Origin of the sequence: Anaplasma marginale str. Florida (assembly GCF_000215485.1) — a bacterium.
Classification (GTDB): Bacteria; Pseudomonadota; Alphaproteobacteria; order Rickettsiales; family Anaplasmataceae; genus Anaplasma; species Anaplasma marginale.
The window spans coordinates 1-7,433 of record NZ_AFMS01000163.1 but is presented as its reverse complement, the minus strand read 5'-3'; the positions used below and the strand labels follow the sequence as shown (position 1 = coordinate 7,433).

Annotated in this window: 5 protein-coding genes and 2 pseudogenes; 3 read left to right on the top strand and 4 right to left on the bottom strand. The window is 50.7% G+C overall.

Translation table 11 applies throughout. From position 1 onward, the window contains the following. Together GAC_RS05545 and GAC_RS04635 are read left to right on the top strand one after the other, a co-directional pair. A pseudogene (locus tag GAC_RS05545) lies at positions 1–776 on the top strand (hypothetical protein); the annotation flags it as partial. 281 nt (positions 777–1,057) lie between these two features. After that, positions 1,058–1,675: a riboflavin synthase gene (locus GAC_RS04635; protein WP_010262718.1), complete on the top strand. Its 618-nt coding sequence runs from the start codon at positions 1,058–1,060 to the stop codon at positions 1,673–1,675. Between the two features lie 96 nt (positions 1,676–1,771). On the opposite strand, the gene GAC_RS04630 is transcribed toward GAC_RS04635, so the two are convergent. After that, positions 1,772–3,175: an NAD(P)H-dependent flavin oxidoreductase gene (locus GAC_RS04630; RefSeq protein WP_010262714.1), complete on the bottom strand. Its 1,404-nt coding sequence runs from the start codon at positions 3,173–3,175 to the stop codon at positions 1,772–1,774. Between the two features lie 305 nt (positions 3,176–3,480). Beyond that, positions 3,481–4,746 carry a peptidoglycan DD-metalloendopeptidase family protein gene (locus tag GAC_RS04625; protein WP_181005424.1) on the bottom strand — a complete coding sequence of 422 codons (1,266 nt, stop codon included), beginning with the start codon at positions 4,744–4,746 and terminating at the stop codon, positions 3,481–3,483. A 148-nt stretch (positions 4,747–4,894) separates the two neighbouring features. Between GAC_RS04625 and GAC_RS04620 the strand changes: the two genes are divergently transcribed. Beyond that, positions 4,895–6,160, top strand: a complete 1,266-nt coding sequence (locus tag GAC_RS04620; RefSeq protein WP_010267013.1) for a M16 family metallopeptidase — start codon at positions 4,895–4,897, stop codon at positions 6,158–6,160. A 254-nt stretch (positions 6,161–6,414) separates the two neighbouring features. Here the strand turns inward: GAC_RS04620 and GAC_RS04615 are convergent, their stop codons facing one another. Together GAC_RS04615 and GAC_RS04610 are read right to left on the bottom strand one after the other, a co-directional pair. Then, positions 6,415–7,233 (bottom strand): DsbA family protein, encoded by an 819-nt coding sequence (locus tag GAC_RS04615; protein WP_012658816.1) that lies wholly within the window; start codon positions 7,231–7,233, stop codon positions 6,415–6,417. Further along, positions 7,187–7,433, bottom strand: a pseudogene (locus GAC_RS04610) (protein-export chaperone SecB); the annotation flags it as partial. The gene GAC_RS04615 and the pseudogene GAC_RS04610, both read right to left, overlap by 47 nt.

The following is a 7,433-nucleotide window of genomic DNA, read 5'->3' as shown; positions in this document are numbered from 1 at the left end:
CACAGGCTGAGCAGCGAGCTGAAGCACAAGCAATGACCGAGCGTGTGGCACAGGAGCGTGCAGCAACAGTTGCTGCAGGGACTGAAACCATTAAGACCATCGTCAGCGATATGTGTAACGAGCTTGCACAAATATGTGGGCTCTCCCAAGCAGAGCGCGATGCACTTGTGCAGTCTTTCATACCTCAACCTCCTAGAACAACCAAGGAGATTGTCTCGCAGATGTGTAACAGCGTGAAATCCGCGTTCGGCAGCATATCCCATATCACCAACGTCATTCGCCAAGCTGGTAAAGATGCACAGAAAATCGACCCGCAGGTAAAGGTGGCAGAGATCAGCCCAGAAACGATATATGCAATGAGCGAGGCCCTATATGCCCTGAACATGCAAGAAAGCGCAGCTATCAACAATGCCTTACTTGAAGCAGTAAATGACAGTAGTAAGGACGACCAAGCAATTGTTACTGACCTTATAAACGCTACAATAGAGGTGTGCACAGAGCAGACTAATACACTTGCGGGGCATACTGCCGAGGTCCAAGCAGGGCTGGAAGCTGCGGGTATTAAATTAGACGATGCACACACCACCCCTGAAGCCAAGGGCGTGGAAGGCATTAATCCAGAGGAACTCGCGCAGGCAGCTGAAGGTCTTGCTACTGCTGTAAATGAGGCTTCTGCAGAAGGGAAAATACAATCCCTCAATCAGCAGGAGAGCCAGATTGCACAGGGAGGACAGCACGCTGCACAACAGCAGTCTTCTTCCGGTTGGTCTAGGTAAACCGCTACCCTACCTTTAACTGACACGGTGTAGATATGTCATGTAGTATCATCTCCTACCCTTGACTGACGCAGTGTAGACGGCAATTAATCCAGCGCGGAGCTCCGGGAAGCAGCCGAAGGTGTGCGCCTACCTCCCCTACCAGCTTGAGCCAGTTAATCGTAAGGTTGACAAGTGCTCCTTGTGTGGATACAAGAACGTGGTAGACTGCTCGGCGTTGCTCAACCCTGGATGCGTCACGCCGGGAGTGCAGTGTGGGTTCCTGGTAGGCTGGAGGTTTTATGTTCAGCGGAATCGTGGCGGCCGTGGGTGTTGTTGAGGAGGTGTTACCGCCCGGAGATAGTGACGTAGCGGTGCGCTTAAGCGTGGAAGATAAAGACCTCCTGGCAAGAATGGCCGTGGGTGGTTCGGTCGCCTGCGCTGGCGTTTGCTTAACAGTGATAGACAAGGGCAGCGGTTTTACCGTAAACGTCTCCAAGGAAACCTTAGGAGCCACCAACCTGAAGCACTGGAGTGCAGGCACCAAGGTGAACCTTGAGTTGCCATTAAGGATGGGCGACCCTATGGATGGACATATGGTGCAAGGGCACGTCGATGGAGTGGGAAGGGTAGAGTCTGTAGTCCAGATTGCCGGCTCCCACACCCTGATGGTAAGCTGCGACGAGACGCTAACAAAATACATAGCCCGCAAGGGCTCAGTGGCACTGGATGGCGTTTCTATGACTGTAAACTCCTCTGGCAGTGGGCTGTTCGTGGTCAATGTAATTCCACATACGTGGGGCCACACGACGTTTCAGTATCTCAAGGCTGATAGCGAGGTAAATATAGAAACAGATCTCATAGCCAGATACCTAGAATCCCTGCTAAAAAGCAACAGAAACGATGATGAAACCATGTAGTAGGTGCCGTCAGGCGAGTGTATAAGACCGCGGGGCAAGCGCGTGCGGGACGCCTCCGCTACAGCATGAAGCACAGACAGCCGGCGCTCGATTCCTTCAGTAACCGCTGAGTATTCTATCAACCAGTTCCTTCACAGTTGGAATGTACCCACCCTTGTAGAACTCATCCTTACCAAACCTGTATGCATTATGCCCAGAAAACATCAGCTCTCCGTCACAATCGCCCTTGCGAATGATGTTCTGCAGCGTTTTTTGAATACAAAAGCTCCTCGGATCCGGCTTTTCTCCAGTATTGTAGGTGCCGTGGTCTTTCCAATTGCTGAACTTACAGTGGCTTAAGCACCCCATACAGCCTATTTGGTCCTCCCGTATTTCGCGAGCCTTTTGTTCAGTAACAAAAATTACTGTGTCATTCGGTGTTTTGAGCATGGCATCGTAGCCAGCGGCAATCCAAGCATCAGCACGTGCTTTATCAGAGGCCGTGATGTATATATCTCGCCCCCTGGAGCCGAATTTCACAGCGACTACAAAGTCATCCCTGCATACGTTGCTAAAGGGAATTTGGCGTTCGTTACGTTCCTGCAACTCGCGTAAAAATTTGTTCCTCACAGCGGAAGAGTAAAACCCCGTTGGGCTGAATTTGTTGAGTAGCACGTCACCAACCTCGAGGGAAAGTAGCCTCTTCTTCCAAAACATCGAAATCGGACTCTCCTCCGTAACTAGAGGTCTTGTACCAAACTGGAACGCTACCGGGCCTATTTTGGCATTATCGAGCCAAGTTTCCCATTCTTTCAGGTGCCACACCCCTCCGGCCATTATCAGGACAACTTCAGAAAGACCCACTTCGTTCATGAAAGACCTAATCTCCGCCACTCTGTCAAATGGATCTTGAGGCATATTTGGATCTTCGCTATTGCTGAGCCCATTGTGCCCGCCGGCAAGCCACGGATCTTCATACACTACACCACCCAACAGTTCCTTGGGGAACTTGCGATACGCGCGCATCCATAGAATTCTAAAAGCGCGAGCAGAAGAGACTATGGGATAGTAGTAGACCCCGCACTGCATCGACACCTCAGCCAATTTGTATGGCATACCGGCACCGCACGTTACACCGTGAATTAGGCCCTTAGCGCCTTCTAGCACCCCGTACAGCACTTCGCTCACGTTGCCCATTTCCCACAGAACGTTCATGTGCACCCTACCGCGCCCTTGCGATACATCGTGTGCGATACGCGCCTGGCTTATACCGGCCTCTATGCTGTAGCGTATCAGCTCCCGGTTGCGCTCCCCCCTGGTTTTTCCCCTGTATACCAGCGGCACGTGCTCCCCGTTGCTATCTACAAGCGCGGGACTAGCACAAGAAAACGTACCCACAGCATCAGCAGCGGCAAAGGCCCCTGCACTTCTCCCGTCGCTGACTCCAATTCCCTTACCCCCTTCGATAATGGGCCATACCTCACGACCGGAGATACAGACTTTCCTAATTCCTTTCAGCAAAAGAGCAATCCTCCCCTCAACGCTATAAGCCCACCCAGGGCTTCGCTATTCGCAGTACGAAAACTCATGAAACACCCTGGAGTCTAGCGCTTATGCATTCTACAGTCAACGAAAATGAGGCCGCAACGCCAATCCAGGCCACACCAATGAGTAAGACTAACGCACTATTGTTGCTAACTGCGGAGATGCACCAGCGTCGTAGTATGGACTCTGGACATGTGAATGTTTGGCGCACCCACAGGCCTAAACGCCCCAGCTCCAAGCATGCACAAGGGCTTGAATCAGCAATGTGGCCGCTCCGGCGGTTAATTCTCCCGGTAATCCCCGCGCAACATGCTGTCCATGTTGGCAACTGTCTCTTTAAATGGGAGACCCTCCTCCTGCGGGAGCTCCACCACAACTTTTTCTATGCCAACCTTCTGGGGATCAACATGTTTACCCTTATACAGCACCTCATAGTGCAGGTGCGGCCCTGTTGACAAGCCCGTGCTTCCCACATACGCAATCACCTGCCCACGTTTTACTTTAGACCCCTTGACCAATTCTGCTCTAATCTTACTCAGATGGGCATAGGCAGTGGAATAGTTATTCCTATGGTGTATACGGACATAACCACCATAGGTGCCTTTCGTTCCTACAAATCCTACTATACCATTGTCCGCAGCCCTGACTGGGGTCCCCAAAGGCGCGGCATAATCGACTCCCTTGTGAAATCCGCTATAACCGCGTATCGGATGTTTTCTAGTACCAAACTTTGACGATACACGAAACGTGCCGCCATCACCTATGGGATGCTCAAAAATGCTCCTCCCCAGGCTACGTCCTTCGCTATCACAGTATCTGGCCGTGCCATCTTTCATAAGGTGCCTGTAGAGCTTGAGGTGCGTCTGTTTGCCGCGGTGCCCATCAATGACCAGGGCCGTGTATAGCACATTTCCGTCGGCGATCAAATCACCCTTAGCGTTGAAAAACCGTTCAAATAGTACGTCAAGCCAGCTGCCTTGGGGAATTTTATCCAAATCTACTCGGCTGTCATATATTGATACCAACTGCATAATCATGGCGTCAGATAAACCGCCTTCGACCGCAGATGCGAAAAAAGATTTCTCCACCGGGCCAGAAACTCTCATAACCCTCACTTCTTGGACGTTATTTGCAACTCTGGCACTATACCTACCAGCCTCATCTTTTCGCGCTTCAAAGCTGTATAGGGAGCGTGCGGGGTTGACCGACACAAACCGCACCGAGCCTGAGCCACTTACCCCAACGTTGATCTTGTCCCCAACATTTATCTTGTCAATATTGTACACTTCGCTCAGAGATTTCGCGGCAGCAACGGCCTCAACCACTTGTACACCCGCATCGCGCAGCACGCTGATAACGCTGTCACCCTCTTTCACGGTAACCTGCAGCACGTCACTGCCCATGGCCGTGATTCTATCGCCAGCACGGGCAACCTGTGTGGCCCCCAAAACTACAGAAAGCATCACCATTGCACCAACCGCCCTGGGCAGCACATCAGCCAACACTACACCCCCTCTGCACTTGGACCAGACGATTTCATACATCATAAAATCCCGTGGAACAAGCACTAAAACCCTGCTGCTTTGGACGCGGATACGCAACACATCCCATAGATTCCACCAAAATATTTAGCTTTTACTCGACGCGGCAATGCTATACCATCAAAGGTTTCGGGTACCACTCGCGAAGCAATTTATGAATGATACAACCTCAGTTACAAGGTTAGAAAATAACTTTTCTGTAGTCTCTGAAAAGGTAGACGGGGTAAACTCCGTAGGGATTAGTATATGGGTCAAAACAGGCAGCAGGCACGAGGAGAAGGAGAAAATAGGCCTGGCGCATTTTCTTGAGCACATGGCATTCAAGGGTACTGATACAAGATCTGCGCTGGACATTGCAATGGCTTTTGACTGCATAGGTGGAAACTTCAACGCATATACAGATAAAGAACACACCGTATATCACGTCAAAGTTATGAAGAGGGACGTCCATATTGCTCTAGAGGTTCTGGAGGATATAGTGCTGAGGTCAGCGTTCCCGGAAGTTGAAATTGAGCGGGAGAAGAATGTCGTGTTGCAGGAAATATACCAAACGAATGACTCCCCGGGCAGTATTATCTTCGACAAGTATATGGAAGTTGCATACAAAGGCCAGATCTTCGGTGCGCCAATTTTGGGATCGGAACAGTCAGTGTTGGGCCTCTCAAGGGCTGACCTTGTGCAGTACATGAGCGCAAACTATTACGGAAATAACATGATTCTTTCCGTAGCCGGGGATATAGCGCACGAGGACGTTGTACGCATGTCTCAAGGGTTTGCTCAGATTCAGGACCGGAACCCACAGCCCGTTGCTCCTCCAGTATATACCGGAGGGCAGTACATAGAGGCCCGGGACCTCGACCAGGTTAACATAGTAATTGGGTTTCCTGGAGTATCGTACTTAGACGAGAGATACTACACAATGCAGGTCCTTGACGTGATACTGGGCAGTAGTATGTCTTCAAGGCTGTTTCAAGAGATAAGAGAAAAGCGCGGGCTGGTTTATAGCATTTCTTCTTTCAATTCTAGCTACTCCGACAGTGGGCTTTTTTCCATACACGCCGCAACTGACGAAGGCAACCTGCAAGAGCTGCTCAAAACTATAGCTGCAGAGATGAAAAAGCTACCCGAAACCGTGAAAGAAGAGGAGTTACTGAGGGCAAAAAGCAAGCTGGAGTCCGAAGTTTTGATGTCTAGGGAGAGTACCGTTGGAAAATCTGAGGCACTTGGCTATTGCTATTCGCATTACAACAAGTACATCACCAAGGAAGAGATGATAAGCAAAATACGTGCGGTGAACCTGGGTGACGTAATAAATTCGGCAGATTTACTTTTGCAAAATCGTGGCAAACTAACGGTCGCGGCAATAGGCAAGGTCGGGCCACTACCTAGCTTAGAGACAATATCGAACATGCTTGCATAGGCTGCTGGGCACTACAGCAGTTGCATGTGTGGGGCTGCACACGGACGCAGGAGGCGCAGGCCAGGCAGTGGAGAAGCATTTCCCAACAGCGCGAGTTCGCCTCCAGTGGTTTTGCGGACCGCGCATACAAGCGGAGCGCCAGTCGAACCACCGTCCCCACTCAGGTGCAACTGGCTACGGCCGCGCACAGAACATAACCGAGTCCGCGTAGCTCCAGCGCGACATAATACCAGCCGCCAGAGGCACTGCCAGGCCTAGTTGCGTTCCAGCTTGGTTGCTTTGCCATCCAACGCGGAATAGTTGGGGGTTAACAAAATCAACTTTTCAATCTCCGCAGAAATGCTGGTAAAGTCGTGGCTACCCTCATATCTTTGCCCGTTCAAGAAGAACGCAGGCGTTGCATTTACATCAAGTTTGTTAACGGCCAAAAACTTTTGCTGCACCACGCGATCCATCAAGGCTTCATCGGTTGTACACTTCTTAAATTCTTCGTCAGAGATGTTACTAATTTTGGCGATATTTGCCAGAAGCCCAAGATCCTTGTGGGTGGCAATCAAGGCATCAAACGAGTTAAACACCGCCTTGGCGTAGGCAAAAAACGTCTTGTTGTCCTTGTAGCACGTACCAAGCATGGCCGCAGAGAGTGAGAGCTTATCAAGGGGAAAATCCCTCAATATATATAGGAGCTTGCCCTTGTCTATGTACTCATTCTTGAGCCTTGGTAACACCTTGGTCGCAAAATCCGCACAGTGAGAACACGAGAAGGACGCATACTCCAGCATAACTACAGGAGCGCTCGTGTTGCCCAGAAATCTATCACCGGGCATCAGACCCAATAGCTTCTCGGCCGTAACATCCGCCGTATCGACTGTGCTCGCCTCATGGTTAGAGGGAAGGTCCACCTTTTTCGTATCAGCCGCAACAGAAAAACTCAGTAGTAACACGGAACACAGGCACGCCACAACGGAAATGCCCGCACAATATCGCAAGAACCCCATAATCCCACCACAAAACACGACCACAAATTCAGGCTGCACCCCCACTTTTGTTTGCCTGTTTATTCTTTCCGTCATCTCCGCCAAGCTGGCTGGCATACATTGCCTCAAAATCTATAACATCCAACATCAGTGGCGGAAACCCAGCGCTGGCAGTCATCTTAGCGATAACCTCCCGAACAAAGGGAAACAAAACGCCCGGCGCAGTAATGAGCAGAGCCTCTTTCACCACCTGTTCCTCAGCTTTTTCCTCCAAGGGAGAAGACCCCACAATACTT